This window comes from Thauera aromatica (genome assembly GCF_023093595.1).
Taxonomy (GTDB): domain Bacteria; phylum Pseudomonadota; class Gammaproteobacteria; order Burkholderiales; family Rhodocyclaceae; genus Thauera; species Thauera aromatica_A.
Genome location: NZ_JALLIK010000106.1, coordinates 151,900 through 165,426 on the forward strand (window position 1 = coordinate 151,900; position 13,527 = coordinate 165,426).

9 protein-coding genes are annotated in these 13,527 nt (G+C 70.2%); 5 read left to right on the top strand and 4 right to left on the bottom strand.

All coding sequences use genetic code 11. From position 1 onward, the window contains the following. Positions 1-15 precede the first annotated feature (15 nt). From MXC99_RS12555 to MXC99_RS12565, 3 genes are all read left to right on the top strand, one after another. Positions 16-657: a LysE family translocator gene (locus MXC99_RS12555; protein WP_247725778.1), complete on the top strand. Its 642-nt coding sequence runs from the start codon at positions 16-18 to the stop codon at positions 655-657. A gap of 10 nt (positions 658-667) precedes the next feature. Beyond that, on the top strand, positions 668-1,846 hold the full coding sequence (locus MXC99_RS12560) for an MFS transporter (RefSeq protein WP_247725779.1): 1,179 nt from the start codon (positions 668-670) through the stop codon (positions 1,844-1,846). A 97-nt stretch (positions 1,847-1,943) separates the two neighbouring features. Then, on the top strand, positions 1,944-2,948 hold the full coding sequence (locus MXC99_RS12565) for an MBL fold metallo-hydrolase (RefSeq protein ID WP_247725780.1): 1,005 nt from the start codon (positions 1,944-1,946) through the stop codon (positions 2,946-2,948). 24 nt (positions 2,949-2,972) lie between these two features. Here MXC99_RS12565 and MXC99_RS12570 read toward each other — a convergent pair whose 3' ends face one another. Next, positions 2,973-4,301 (bottom strand): ferredoxin reductase family protein, encoded by a 1,329-nt coding sequence (locus MXC99_RS12570; protein WP_247725781.1) that lies wholly within the window; start codon positions 4,299-4,301, stop codon positions 2,973-2,975. 148 nt (positions 4,302-4,449) lie between these two features. After that, entirely contained in the window at positions 4,450-6,102 is a 1,653-nt protein-coding gene (gpmI, locus tag MXC99_RS12575) for a 2,3-bisphosphoglycerate-independent phosphoglycerate mutase (RefSeq protein ID WP_247725782.1), read from the bottom strand. A gap of 366 nt (positions 6,103-6,468) precedes the next feature. Between gpmI and katG the strand changes: the two genes are divergently transcribed. After that, the gene (gene katG, locus MXC99_RS12580) at positions 6,469-8,643 is read left to right on the top strand and encodes a catalase/peroxidase HPI (RefSeq protein ID WP_247725783.1); all 2,175 of its coding nucleotides are present in this window, start codon (positions 6,469-6,471) and stop codon (positions 8,641-8,643) included. A 77-nt stretch (positions 8,644-8,720) separates the two neighbouring features. On the opposite strand, the gene MXC99_RS12585 is transcribed toward katG, so the two are convergent. Both MXC99_RS12585 and MXC99_RS12590 read right to left on the bottom strand, forming a co-directional pair. After that, entirely contained in the window at positions 8,721-9,281 is a 561-nt protein-coding gene (locus MXC99_RS12585; RefSeq protein ID WP_247725784.1) for a YgjP-like metallopeptidase domain-containing protein, read from the bottom strand. A gap of 28 nt (positions 9,282-9,309) precedes the next feature. Continuing rightward, positions 9,310-11,379 carry a TonB-dependent receptor domain-containing protein gene (locus MXC99_RS12590; RefSeq protein ID WP_247725785.1) on the bottom strand — a complete coding sequence of 690 codons (2,070 nt, stop codon included), beginning with the start codon at positions 11,377-11,379 and terminating at the stop codon, positions 9,310-9,312. A 1,263-nt stretch (positions 11,380-12,642) separates the two neighbouring features. On the opposite strand from MXC99_RS12590, the gene MXC99_RS12595 reads away from it, so the two are divergent. After that, positions 12,643-13,515 carry a hypothetical protein gene (locus MXC99_RS12595; RefSeq protein ID WP_107222251.1) on the top strand — a complete coding sequence of 291 codons (873 nt, stop codon included), beginning with the start codon at positions 12,643-12,645 and terminating at the stop codon, positions 13,513-13,515. The last annotated feature ends 12 nt before the right edge of the window (positions 13,516-13,527 follow it).

Below are 13,527 nucleotides of genomic sequence, written 5' to 3' on the forward strand. Positions count from 1 at the left end.
TTCGCGGGAAAAATCATGCATGAACTATTCTCACTTGCAGGGATCGTCGGCGTCCTCATCGTCGGCACGGTCAGTCCCGGGCCCAGCTTCGTCATGGTCGCGCGCACCGCGGTCGGCCGCGGCCGCGTGAACGGACTTGCGGCGGCGGTCGGCATGGGCATCGGCGGCGTCGTGTTCGCGGTCGCGGCCCTGGTCGGGCTGCAGGCGGTGCTGGTCTCCGTCCCCGCTCTGTACGTCGCCTTCAAGATCGGCGGCGGAATCTACCTGATCTATCTCGGCGTGCTGATCTGGCGCGGGGCGAAGCAGCCCCTGACCGCGCGGGCCGCGCCCGGGGAGGGCGACGACGGCGGCGGCGGCGCGCTGCGATCGCTGCTCCTGGGGCTGGGCACCCAGCTCAGCAACCCCAAGGCCGCGATCGTGTACGCGAGCGTTTTCGCCGCCTTCCTGCCGGATGGCGCCGCGCTCGCGGTCGGCATCGCGATCACCGCCCTGGTGTTCGTCATCGAGACGGCCTGGTATGCCCTGGTCGCGGTGATGCTTTCGGCGGCACAGCCGCGCCGCACCTACCTGCGCTGCAAGGCGTCGATCGACCGCGCCGCCGGTGGGCTGATGGCGGCGCTGGGTCTGAAGCTGGCGTCCTCGGCGCACGCGCTGTGAGGGCGAGCGGGTGAAAAAGAACCTCTGGCTGCTGGCGATCGCGCAGGGCCTGTTCCTGACCAACAACGTGGTCTTCATCGCCATCAACGGGCTGGTCGGGCTGCGCCTGGCGTCGGTCCCCTGGATGGCGACGCTGCCGGTGATGGGCTACGTCGTCGGCGGCGCGCTGTCGACCGGGCTGGTGGCGCGCAGCCAGCAGCGCTGGGGGCGCAAGGTCTCGTTCCAGCTCGGCCTGCTGGTCGCCTTCCTGAGCGTGCTGCTGTGCGCGTTCGCGCTCTCCATCGGGAGCTTCTGGCTGCTCGTCGCGGGCACCGTGGTCGCCGGCTATTACAGCGCCAACGGCCAGCTCTACCGCTTTGCCGCGGGCGAGCTGGCGCCGCCCGCGTTCCGCGAAAAAGCGGTCTCGCTGGTGCTGGCGGGCGGCCTGATCGGGGCGGTGGTCGGCCCCAACCTCGCCAACCATACCCGCGACACGCTGGGAATGCCCTTCCTCGGCTCCTATCTCGCGCTCGCCGCGGTGGCGCTGGCGTCGATGGCGGTGATGGCCGCGATCCGCTTCCCGCCCGAACCGGTGCGGGTGGGCAGTGCGGCGTCCGGGCGCACGCTGGGGGCGATCGCGCGCCAGCCCGAGTTCATCGTCGCCACCGCCGGGGCGGCGCTCGGCTACGGCGTCATGAACCTGCTGATGGCGGCGACGCCGCTGGCGATGGATGTGTGCGGGATGCCCTTCGCCGATGCCGCGCTGGTCCTCGAATGGCACGTCATCGGCATGTTCGCGCCGGGCTTCTTCACCGGCCACCTGATCAAGCGCTTCGGCGTCCTGAGCATCATGGGGGCGGGCGTCGTGCTCAATGCGGCGTGCATCGCGGTCGCGCTCTCCGGGCAGGACCTGCACCACTTCCTGGTCGGGCTGTTCCTCCTCGGGGTGGGCTGGAACTTCCTGTTCACCGGCAGTACGACGCTGGCGATGCAGGCCTACCGGCCGGAAGAAAAGGACAAGGCCCAGGCCGCGATCAACTTCGCCGTGTTCGCGACGATGGCGCTGACCTCGTTCGCTTCCGGCGCGCTGGTGACGACCCAGGGGTGGACGCTGCTCAACCTCGGCTCGCTGGTGCCGGTCCTGCTCACCGGCCTCGCCCTGCTCTGGCTCGGCGTGCGCCGGCGCCGGCAGGAACGCCCGGCGGCGTGAGCGGATGCGCGCGGCACCCGGCGGCGTTGCCGATCCGGAGCTATGATGCGGGCCGGGCCGGAGGTCCGTTTTCCCTCGTTTCGTTGGAGATCCTGCGATGCACGCTCATTCCCGTTTCACTTCGGTCCGCCGCCTGCTGGCGCTCGCCGCGTTCGGACTGGCGGCTTCCGCTGCCGGTGCCCAAGGCGTGCCGCCGTCCCCCACCGTCCAGGTGCCCGGATTCTTCCACCAGGCCGTCGGCGCACACACGGTCACCGCCCTTTATGACGGCTACGTCAAGCTCGCGCCGCAGCTGCTGCAAGGGCTCGAGGCGAAGGAAATCCAGACCCTGCTCGCGCGCACCTTCCAGGCCGGCGATGACGGCGTGCAGACCGCGGTCAACGCCTACCTGGTGCATGGCGGGAACAACCTGATCCTGGTGGACGCCGGTGCGGCGCGCTGCTTCGGCCCGACCATGGGCCATCTCGTCGACAACCTGCGGGCCGCGGGCTACCGCCCCGAGGAGGTCGATACGGTGCTGCTGACCCACATGCACCCCGACCATCTCTGCGGCCTGGTCTCGGCCGAAGGCCAGGCCGTGTTTCCGCGCGCGACGGTGTGGGGGGCGAAAGAGGATGCGGACTACTGGCTCGACCCCGGCGCCGCCGCAGCGGCGCCCGAAGCACGTCGGGCGTTCTTCGGCATGGCGCAGGCCGCGCTCGCGCCGTATGCGGCACAAGGCCGGTTCCGGACTTTCGCCAAAGGCGAGACCCTGCCGGGCGGCATCGGGGTCGTCCCCACGCCGGGGCACACGCCGGGGCATGCGTCGTACCTGCTGCAGTCGGGGGCCGAGCGCCTGCTGATCTGGGGCGACATCATCCACGCCCATGGGGTCCAGTTCGCCCGCCCCGTCGTGTCGATCGAATTCGACGTGGACCCGGCGCAGGCGGTCCGCTCCCGCCAAGCGGTTCTCGCCCGGGCGGCGGACGAGGGTTGGTGGGTCGCCGGCGCGCACCTGCCCTTTCCCGGGCTGGGCCGCGTGCGCCCGGAGGCGACGGGCTACGCCTGGGTGCCGGTGGAGTACGGCCCGCTCCGGGAAGGCGGAGCGCAGCAGGGCAAGTAGGCAGGAGAGCCGGGGCATGCGCGCTCAGCGCATTTCGAACAGTTCCTGGTGGAAACGTTCGGGGCCGAGGCCGCGGCCGGCGAAGGCGGTGCGCAGCGCCCGGCCGAAGCCCGCGGGGCCGCAGAACCACACTCCGGCGGCCTGCCAGTCCGGCACCTCGCGGCAGATCGCGTCGGCATCGAGGCGGCCGTCGCGGGCGGCGACGAGGACGTGCAGGCGCACCTTCGCCCGGGCCGCGAGCTCGCGCAGACGGGCGATGAAGCCTTCGTCCGGCGCGCTCGTGCTGTAGAACAGATCCACCGGCGTGGTGCCGGCTTCGCTGGCGAGCGTCTGCAGGCGGGCGACGAAGGGGGTGATGCCGATGCCGCCGGCGACCCAGATCTGGCGCGGCTGTGCGCCGCCGAAATCGAAGCGGCCGTACGGGCCTTCGACGCGTACCGGATCGCCGCTCTTCAGTGTTGCCGGCAGGCTGCGGGTGTAGTCGCCGAGAGCCTTGATCATGAAGCGCATCCGCCCGTCGCCGGTCCACGCCGAGGAGATGGTGAAGGGGTGCGGCCCTTCCTGCGGATCGAAGGTGACGAAGGCGAACTGCCCGGCCTGGTGGCCGCGCCACGGCGTGTTCAGGCGCAGGCCGACTTCGAGGACGTGATTGGTGCGGTGATGGACCAGGGTTTCGATCTCGCCCTCGGCGCGCCGCTTGCGCCCGATGCGCCCGGCGAGCGACATCGCTGCGGCGACGCTGCCGGCGGCCATCAGCGCGCCCATCAGCACGCCGAGCGGTGTCGGCCAGTAGGCGAAGGGCAGCAGGATCACGCCATGGGCGGTCAGCGCCAGGTAGACCGCCGCCATCACACGGTGGGTCTGGAGGAAGCGGCGGTAAGGGAAGCGCTTGATCAGCGCGATCGCGGCCAGGACGGCGAAGGCGTAGAACGCCCATTCGCCGATCGCCTCGGCGAGGCCGCGCTGTTCCTGGAAAAAGCGGAACAGCTCCACCGTCTGTTCGGGGCGCGGGCCGCGGGCGGGCTTTTCCAGCCAGCCCCAGCCCACCGCCCATTTCGGACCTTTGGCCCACAGCCAGTGGACGGTGCCAAGCGTCAGCCCGCCGATCCCCAGCCACTTGTGCAGCCGGTAAGCCTTGTCCATGCCGCCGAGCAGTGGCTCGAGCGCCACCGGACGCAGGGCGAGCAGCATGGCGACGCTCATCATGCCCATCGCCAGCACGCCGGTGTAATGGACCAGGATGCTGCGCACGGCGAAGAAGAGGTCGCCCTGCAGCAGCAGCGGATCGGCCAGCCACCACAGGAGGGTGAGGGTGGCAGGGATGAGGACGAATGCGGACTTGATCTTGTTCATGGGGGCTTCCTGCGAGGGCTCCGGTCCCGGAAAGTGAGGGCCCGGCGAGGAAGAGTGTGCACCACGGCATGGATCGGGCTTGTACCGGCGTGTACAGCGGCGCCAGCGGATCGGCGCCCGGGCGCCGTCCGCCGGGTGAGGGCCTGCCTTACTTGAGCGTGAGCAGGCTGTCGTCCCACTTCGGGTGCTTGTCGAAGCCGAGCAGGTTCGCCACCGTGGCGGCGATGTTCGACAGGCCGGCGTGCTCGGTCGGTTGCAGGCCGAGCCGGCCGCCGCTGACCTTGTCGTAGAGGATCAGCGGCACCGGGTTGAGGGTGTGCGCGGTCTTCGCCTTGGGCGAGCCGTCGGGGTTGAGCGCCGGCTGCTTCGTTTTCTTGTCGAGCTCGAACATCTCGTCGGCGTTGCCGTGGTCGGCGGTGATCAGCGCCACCCCGCCGGCGGCGTCGATCGCTGGCAACAGGCGCGCCAGCGCCAGGTCCACCGCCTCGATCGCCATCGTCGCGGCGCGGAAGTGGCCGGTATGGCCGACCATGTCGCCGTTGGCGTAGTTGCAGCGCAGCACCCGGTACTGGCCGGAGCGCAGCGCGGCGATCATGGCGTCGGTGATCTCGGCCGCCTTCATCCACGGCCGCTGCTCGAAAGGCACGACGTCGCTGGGGACTTCCTGCCAGGTCTCGCCCTCGAACTTGTTCGAGCGGTTGCCGTTCCAGAAGTAGGTGACGTGGCCGAACTTCTGCGTCTCGGAGCAGGCGAACTGGGCCAGCCCCGACTTGCTGAACCACTCGGCGGAGGTGTCGGTGATCGCCGGCGGGGCGACCAGGAAACGCTTCGGCAACTGCAGGTCGCCGTCGTACTGGAGCATGCCGGCGTAGGTGACCTTAGGGGTGCGCACACGGTCGAACGCGGTGAAATCCGCTTCGACGAAGGCGCGGGTGATCTCGATCGCGCGGTCGCCGCGGAAGTTGTAGAACACCACCGCGTCGCCGTCCTCGATGGTGCCGACCGGCTTGCCCTCGTCGGCAATGACGAACTCGGGCAGATCCTGGTCGATGGTGCCGGGGTGCTGCGCGCGCAGGCCATGCACCGCATCGCCGGCGCTGGCGAATTGCGGGCCTTCGCCGAGCACGTGGGTGCGCCAGCCGCGCGCGACCATCGCCCAGTTGGCCTCGTAGCGGTCCATGGTGATGGTCTGGCGCCCGCCGCCGGAGGCGATGCGGGCGTCGAAGCCGGCGCCGCTGACCTCCTGCAGGAAGGCCTCGAAGGGCAGCACGTAGTCGAGCGCGCTGGTCTCGGGTACGTCGCGGCCGTCGAGGAGAGCATGGATGCGCACGGTGGCCACGCCTTCTTCCTTTGCGCGCAGCACCATCGCCTTCAGGTGGTCGATGTGGCTGTGCACGTTGCCGTCGGAGAACAGGCCGATGAAGTGGAGCGTGCCTGCTTTGCCGTTCGCGCCGGCCTTGGCGCCGGCGACGATCTGCTGCCACGCCTCGCCCTGCCAGATCGCGCCCTCGGCGATCGCGTTGGCGACCAGCGCCGCGCCCTGCGCATAGACCTGGCCGGCGCCGAGCGCGTTGTGGCCGACTTCCGAGTTGCCCATGTCGTCGTCCGAGGGCATCCCCACCGCGGTGCCGTGGGCGCGCAGGGTGATGTTGGGACATTCGGCGAACAGGCGCTCGAGGGTGGGCTTGCGCGCGGCGTCGATCGCGCTGCCGACGTGGTGCTTCGGAATGCCGTAGCCGTCCAGCACGATGACGACGACGGGGCCGTTGACGCCGGCGAAGGCGGGGAATTTCTGCAGCATGGTCGCTTCCTGAAGGAGAAATCCGGGGCCGGTCCGGCAGGCAGGGTGCAGAACCGGCGAGGGCGGTATTTTCCTTCAAATCGGCGATGGAATTTCATGCATCGTTTTTATCCGGGTAATGGAATGTATCCGTGCCCCGCCTGCGCCCGCGCATCCTGCGGCGGAAAGACGGGCAGACGGCGGAGAGGGCGCATAGCCCCGCGCGATCATGCCGATTGCTTCAATGTTGTGTGATCTTTGCTACCCTGATCCTGCAGGCGGATCGCCCGGTTGACGTGGCGGCGGTCGCCCCTGGCGGGGGTTTCCTCGCGCAACGGATTCGTCATTTTCGATCACCGTCCAACGCAGCCAGAGAAGGAGAACCACATGAGCGAGAACAGCACGAACACTGCCGGCAAGTGCCCGGTGATGCATGGCGGCAACACCGCCGCGGCGAATTCGGTGATGGCGTGGTGGCCGAAGGCGCTGAACCTCGACATCCTCCACCAGCACGACCGCAAGACCAACCCGCTGGGCGCCGGCTTCGATTACCGCGAAGAGCTGAAGAAGCTCGACGTCGAGGCGCTCAAGAACGACCTGAAGGCGCTGATGACCGACAGCCAGGACTGGTGGCCGGCGGATTGGGGCCACTACGGCGGCCTGATGATCCGCATGGCCTGGCACGCGGCGGGCACCTACCGCGTCGCCGACGGCCGTGGCGGAGCCAACACCGGCAACCAGCGCTTCGCTCCGCTCAATTCCTGGCCCGACAACGGCAACCTCGACAAGGCGCGCCGCCTGCTGTGGCCGATCAAGAAGAAGTACGGCAACAAGCTGAGCTGGGCCGACCTGATGATCCTCGCCGGCAACATGGCCTACGAGTCGATGGGCTTCAAGACCTTCGGCTTCGCGTTCGGCCGCGAGGACATCTGGCATCCCGAGAAGGACACCTACTGGGGCTCGGAGCGCGAATGGCTCGCCCCCAGCGGCAGCGAAGGCTCGCGCTACTCCGGCGAGCGCGACCTCGAGAACCCGCTCGCCGCGGTGATGATGGGCCTGATCTACGTGAACCCGGAAGGCGTCGACGGTCAGCCCGACCCGCTCAAGACCGCGCGTGACGTGCGCGTGACCTTCGCCCGGATGGCGATGAACGACGAGGAGACGGTGGCGCTCACCGCCGGCGGCCACACCGTGGGCAAGGCCCACGGCAACGGCAGCGCGGCCAACCTCGGCCCGGCGCCGGAAGCTGCCGATGTGGAAGAACAGGGCCTGGGCTGGATCAACCACGCCACCCGCGGCATCGGCCGCGACACCGTGACCAGCGGCATCGAGGGGGCGTGGACCACGCATCCGACGAAATGGGACAACGGCTACTTCGACATGCTGTTCAAACACGACTGGTGGCCGCAGAAGTCGCCCGCCGGCGCCTGGCAGTGGGAGCCGGTGAACATCGCCGAAGAAGACATGCCGGTGGATGTGGAAGACCCGTCCATCCGCAAGAAGCCGATGATGACCGACGCCGACATGGCGATGCGCTTCGACCCCGCCTATCGCAAGATCGCCGAGCGCTTCCGCAACGACCAGGCCTACTTCGAGGAGGTCTTCGCCCGCGCCTGGTTCAAGCTCACCCACCGCGACATGGGTCCGAAGGCGCGCTACATCGGCCCCGACGTGCCCGCCGAAGATCTGATCTGGCAGGACCCGGTGCCTGCCGGCCGGACCGACTACGACGTCGCCGCAGTGAAGGCGAAGATCGCCGCCGCCGGCCTGTCGGTGGGCGATCTGGTGGCCACCGCGTGGGACAGCGCGCGCACCTTCCGCGGCTCGGACTACCGTGGCGGCGCCAATGGCGCGCGCATCCGCCTCGCCCCGCAGAAGGACTGGGAAGGCAACGAGCCGGCGCGGCTGGCGAAGGCGCTCGCGGTCTACCAGAAGATCGCTTCTGATACCGGCGCCAGCGTCGCCGACGTCATCGTGCTCGGTGGCAACGTCGGCCTCGAGCGGGCGATCCGGGCCGCCGGCTTCGACATCGAGGTGCCGTTCGCGCCGGGCCGCGGCGATGCCAGCCAGGCACAGACCGACGTCGACTCCTTCGCGGTGCTGGAGCCGGTGCATGACGGCTTCCGCAACTGGCAGAAGAAGGATTACGTAGTCCAGCCCGAGGAGATGCTGCTCGACCGTGCCCAGCTGCTCGGCCTCACCGCGCCCGAGATGACCGTGCTGGTCGGCGGCCTGCGCGTGCTCGGCACCAACCACGGTGGCAGCCGGCATGGCGTGTTCACCGAGCGCGTCGGCGTGCTGAGCAACGACTTCTTCGTCAACCTGACCGACATGGCCTATAGCTGGAAGCCCACCGGGCGCAACAGCTACGACATCGTCGAGCGCAAGAGCGGGGCGAAGAAGTGGACCGCGACCCGCGTCGATCTGGTGTTCGGCTCCAACTCGATCCTGCGCGCCTACGCCGAGGTCTATGCCCAGGACGACAACCAGGAGAAGTTCGTGCGCGACTTCGTCGCCGCGTGGACCAAGGTCATGAACGCCGACCGCTTCGATCTGCGCTGATCCGGGCCGCGCTCACACCGTCCTTCCGCCCACGCCGTGCGCCGCGCGGCGTGGGCGGTTTCTTTGGGTCCCTTTCCCTACGTTCCCCACAGCGCCTTGCCACCCGCCTCGCGGTAGGCGAGGTAGGCGCGCAGGTCGAACTCGTACTGGTGGTAGTCCGGCGCCATGTGCAGGCAGAGCTGGTAGAAGGCCTTGTCGTGATCGCGCACGCGCAGGTGGGCGAGCTCGTGCACGACGATCATGCGCAGGAAGGCTTCCGGCGCCTCGCGGAACAGCGTGGCGATGCGGATCTCGCGCTTGGCCTGGAGCCGCGCCCCCTGCACGCGCGAGATCGCGGTGTGGGTGCCGAGCGCGTTGCGGATCACGTGCAGGGTGTTGTCGAAGCGCACTTTGGCGAGCGGCGGTGCGCTGCGCAGGTGGGCGGCCTTGAGCGCCTGCACGTAGTCATGGAGGGCGCGGTCGGAACGCACGTCGTGCGCCTGCGGATAGCGCCGGCGCAGGGCGTCGGCGAGGCTGCCCTGCGCGATCGCAGCCTCCACCTGATGCACCAGCGCGGGCGGGTAGCCGGCCAGATAAGCGGGGCTGCGCCGCTCCGCGGCGGCGGGCAGGGCGGCGGTTTTCGTGCGGGCGGTGGTCATTTCGCGCATCGGGTGGCCGGGGACGGATTCAGAACGATACTCTGATACCGATGCTGAGGTTGCGCCCTGCGAGCGGGGCGGCGCGCTTGATGAAGGAGCTGTGTGCGTAGGCCAGTTCATCGGTCAGGTTGCTGCCCTTCAGATAGATCTGCCACGGAATGCCGTGGTGACGGCCGCGGTAGCTCAGGTCGAGGTTGAGCATGTCGTAGCCCGGGGTGTTCGTCTCGAACTCCGCCACCTCGTCCTGCCGGCCGACGCGCAACAGCTCCGCCTCGGCCTCCCAGGCATTCCACTTCGCATCGAGCCGCAGACCGACGCGGTGCGCCGGGATGCGCGGCAGGTCGCGGTCGCCTGCGCCGGCGTCGAAGCGGGCGCGGACGTAGTCGCCGAACAGGGTGAGGCCGAAGATGGTATCGAGCTGGCGGCGGAGGGCGCCCTCGACCCCGGTGAAGCGGGCGTCGCGCTGGGCGTACTCGATGAGGCGGAAGTCTTCATGGGCGTCGAGGGTGCGGGCGTGGATGTAGTCGTCGACGCGGTTGTGGAAGACGCTGATCGAGAAGGTGGTGGGGCCTGCCCTCCGCTGCAGGGTGAGGTCGATGTTGTGGGCGGTTTCGGCCTTCAGGTCCGGGTTGCCGCGCTCCCAGGTGAGGGTCGCTGTGTGTGGGCCGTCGGCGTACAACTCCTCGGCGGTCGGCAGCCGCCGGGTGCGCGACAGCGTCGTGCTCAGGCTGTGCTGCGGGGCGAAATCCCACACCGCTCCCACCGACACCGAGCTGCCGCGGTGGCTGCGGTCGCGCTGGGGGCCGTCGACGTCGATGCGCTGCCATTCGTGGCGCAGGCCGGCTTCGAAGCGCCAGTCGGCGAGGGTGTATTCCTCGATCAGGAAGGCGGCGTGCTTGGCGGTGATCGTCGGCGGCACGTAGGCTTCGTCGCCGTCGGCGCGGAAGTCGCGGCGGCCGGCCTGCAGCCCGATCACGCCGCGCCAGCCGCCGAGCGGGACGTGCTCGAGCTCGAGGCGGGCGTCGCCGGCCTTGCTGCGGAAGCGGGTGCCGACGCTGGCGATGCCGTCCTCGCGCTCGATTTCGTCGTGGCCGTAGTCGGTGTGGGAGGCGCGCAGACGGGCGTGGCTGAAGCCGGCGAAAGGTTCGAGCAGTTCGCCGCGCAGGTCCCAGCGCTCGCTGTCGAGGTCGACGTAGGGTGTGCCGGCGAGCGCGGCGTCGTGATCGTGCTCATCGCCGCCCTCATCGTCGTCCTCGTCGCCGTCCTCGCCGCAGTGCAGGCGCCCACCGTGCAGGTGGCAGGCTTCGTATTCGTGGCTGTGGCCGGGGAGGCCGTATTCGTTCTGCTGGCGGGTGAAGGCGAGGCCGAGATAGCCGCGCTCGCCCACCCAGGACAGGCCGAAACTGCCGGTTTCGGTCTGGTTGTAGCTGCCTGCCACCCGGCTGCCCGCGGCCCACCCGCTGCCGACACGGTAGTCACGCGCGTCGCGCGCGAGGCCTTCGGCATGGACGGCGACGTTGCCGCTGCCGGCGGTGAGCTCGAAGGCGCCGGCGACGCCGCGTGCGGCGTGGTCGGCGGTCAGTTCGACGCTGCCTTCCACGCCGTGCGCGGGCAGCACCGTGGGGATGCGGTAGTCGAGCACGTTGACGACGCCGCCGAGCGCGCCGCCGCCGTAGGCCAGCGCGGAGGGGCCGCGCAGCACTTCGATCTGCCGGCTCAGCATCGGCTCGAGCGCGACTGCGTGGTCGGGGCTGATGGTGGAGGCGTCCATGATCTCGCTGCCGTCGGACAGCAGCTTGACGCGCGGGCCGTCCATGCCGCGGATGATCGGCCGGTTGGCGCCAGCGCCGAAATGGCTGGCGGCCATGCCGGGTTCGCCGGCCAGCGTTTCTCCCAGCGTGGCGCTGCGGCGGCGGACGAGCTCGTCGCCGGCGAGCACGCTGACCGGAGTGCTCATCTGCGCGCTGCCGAGCGTGAGCGCACTGGCGGAAACGGTGACGGGGGTGAGCGCGGTGTCATCGGCCCGGGCAAGACACGGACCAAACGCAAGGACAAGACCCAGCATGAGCGGGGTCGGAACGGGATAGCGGCGGGACATCGGTGTTTTCCTTCGTGCTGTGTGCGGGCGCGGCAAGACACGCCCGCCGTCCGCGCGGGGGCGGCGGATGGGCAGGGGGATGGGCGTCGGGCGGGCGGCCCGGCGCGCTCAGATGAGGGTTTGGCGCAACGGCGAAGGAGGCGGGGCCCGGCAGTGCGGTCTCAGCCTGCGGCAGGCGAAGGGGGCCGCGTCCGCTGCAGCGGGCGGGGGGGACGCTCCGCCATCGGCGACCGGGGTGGTCGCGCGTGGGAGCAGGGGGAGGTCGAGCGCAGCGAGCGCGAGGCATTCCAGACAGGGCGTTGCGACGTCGCCGCCGCTGTCCTCGCCCCGGGCCTGCCCGGTGCCCGGTAGCCCCTCGGCGAGCCGCGCCGGGGCCGCCAGGTGGGACAGGGCGTGGGCGAATTGCTCGACCTGGAGGCTGGGCAGGGCGATGGCGATGGCAAGCAGGAGCGCCCAGACCGCGTCCGTGCAGCGGCCGCCCACGCGTCGTGCGAGGCGAGGGAAGAACGGCGGCGCGGGGAGGAAAGCGCGCAGCCCGGCGCGGAGCCGGGCTGCGGGGACGGTGGGGAGCATCGGCGCATTCTAGGCGGACAAGCGCTTTAAGGCAACGGAGTTGCAATAACGCAGAATCGGAAGAGCACGGAGCTGGAAGAGCATGGAGCCGTAATGGCGCCCCGTCCCGGACTTCAGCCCTTAATCCGGACCCGGTGCCCGCGCCGGCCTGATTTGCCGAAGGAGGCGGTGTCCATGTGGATCTCCGCACGCAAGAGTGCCGGTGAAGGCGGACGGGTGTGAAGCCGGAGGGGCGGACAGATTGTCCGTCCTGGCCTACAATCCGCCCTTTCCCACCGATTGAGCACCGCGTGACCCTGCCCGCTCGCCTCCGCTCCGCCCTTTGCCGCGCTTCGCTGCGCGCGGGTGCCGGTTTGCGCGCGCGCGGCATCCTGTCGCCGCTGCGCGATCTCGCGACCCAGCTCGCATTCAAGGTCACAGGGTCTCCCGCCGTGCTTTTCCAGGCCGTGCGGGGATACCACAGGGGCTGAGCCCCACCCCCCGCACGGCACCTTGCCCGGGACGCGCACACCGCGCCTCCCGTTCAACGTGCAGCTGCCGCGGGGCTTTCTCCAGCTTCCCGCCCATCGACCGTCGAGGCGGTCCGGCCCCGGTCCATCCCGACCTTCCCGGCCATCGGCATTGCCCCGCAGGGCTGCACCCGGAACGCCACGCCCGGCACGTGGCGGCGCAATGCACGAGGGGAATGCGATGGTTCTCACCAGAAGTTTCGTCAGGGCGAAGCGGCCCTGCACCGATGGATTCCGCTGGTTCGTCCGCCAGTTCGGCGAAGGCGGCAACTACCAGGCCATGCTCGACGAGATGGTCGCCGCCGGCCGCGTCGGCGACGCCTGCTGGCTGCTCGAGCAGTTCGGCCCCACCGACGAGGTGCGTGTGGTCGATGCGATCGAGGCCGACGCGATCGTGTTCGCCGGCACGCTCGAAGTGCGCGGCGGGGTGGACGTCGATGGCGTGCTCCGCGTCGGCCGTTCGCTGCAGGCCGGAGGTGGGGTGCGCGCAGGCGGTGAAGTCCGGATCGGCGCCGACCTGCGGGCGGGCGGCGGCGTGCGTGGCGAAGCCGGCGTGCACGTCGGTGGCGACCTGCGCGCGGACTGGGGCGTGGACTGCGCGGGCGAGCTGCGCTGCGACGGCGGTCTGCGCACCGGCTGGGACCTGCGCTGCGGCGCCCGCCTGCTTGTGGCCGGCAACGTCTGCGTCGGTCTCGATCTGCTCGCCGACGAAGGCGTGCGTTGCGCCAGGGGGCTGCAGGCGGGCGCTGACATTCGGGTGGCGGACACGCTGCGTGCCGGGCAGGGGATCGCCGCGGGCGGCTCGATCCATGCCGGCCTGCACCTCGAAGCCGGCTGGGGGATCAAGGCCGGTGGCGTGATCGCCGCCGCGGGCGCGATTCGCGCCGGCGAGAGCCTGGTCGCCGGGGAGGCGATCCGCGCCGGTGCGGGCTATGGCGTGTTCGCCGGTCTCGACGTGCAGATGGCAGCCTGGGAAGCGAGCGCGCGAGTGAGCGCGCCGCAGCGCCCCGCAGGCCTGATGAGCGGCTGGTGGGCCGGCCCGGCGGCGTACTGAGCGGAGGTCGTG